The sequence below is a fragment of the Mesorhizobium sp. LNHC209A00 genome (assembly GCF_000502915.1).
Taxonomy (GTDB): Bacteria; Pseudomonadota; Alphaproteobacteria; order Rhizobiales; family Rhizobiaceae; genus Mesorhizobium.
In genome coordinates this window covers 1-809 of sequence record NZ_AYWT01000056.1, presented here as the reverse complement: position 1 = coordinate 809, position 809 = coordinate 1, and the positions used below count along the sequence as shown (strand labels likewise).

Genomic DNA, 809 nt, shown 5'->3' with positions numbered 1-809 from the left:
GCAACCGGCTCGACCGGAGCGACTGGCTCGACCGGAGCGACTGGTTCGACCGGCGCCACAGGCTCGACTGGTGCAACGGGTTCCACGGGTGCAACAGGCTCGACTGGTGCCACCGGTTCGACCGGCGCAACCGGCTCGACCGGAGCGACTGGCTCCACCGGAGCAACCGGCTCGACCGGAGCGACTGGCTCGACCGGAGCGACTGGTTCGACCGGCGCCACAGGCTCGACTGGTGCAACGGGTTCCACGGGTGCAACAGGCTCGACCGGAGCGACTGGTTCGACCGGCGCAACAGGCTCGACCGGCGCCACTGGCTCGACCGGCGCAACGGGTTCGACCGGTGCAACAGGCTCGACCGGCGCCACTGGCTCGACCGGCGCAACGGGTTCGACGGGAGCGACTGGTTCGACCGGTGCAACGGGCTCGACTGGTGCCACCGGTTCGACCGGAGCGACTGGCTCGACCGGCGCAACGGGTTCGACGGGTGCCACAGGCTCGACCGGAGCAACTGGCTCGACCGGAGCGACAGGCTCGACCGGTGCCACTGGCTCGACCGGCGCAACAGGCTCGACCGGCGCCACTGGCTCGACCGGCGCAACGGGTTCGACCGGTGCAACAGGCTCGACCGGAGCAACCGGCTCGACCGGAGCAACCGGCTCGACCGGAGCGACAGGCTCGACCGGAGCGACTGGTTCGACCGGCGCAACGGGTTCGACGGGTGCCACGGGCTCCACCGGAGCGACTGGCTCCACCGGAGCGACAGGCTCGACCGGAGCAACCGGCTCGACCGGAGCGACTGGCTCGACCGG

General features: G+C 71.2%; 1 protein-coding gene. It reads left to right on the top strand.

Annotated features, from left to right (window positions below; genetic code table 11):
• On the top strand, positions 1-809 hold an 809-nt coding region (locus X739_RS1000000171085; protein ID WP_032924635.1), incomplete at both ends, for a hypothetical protein.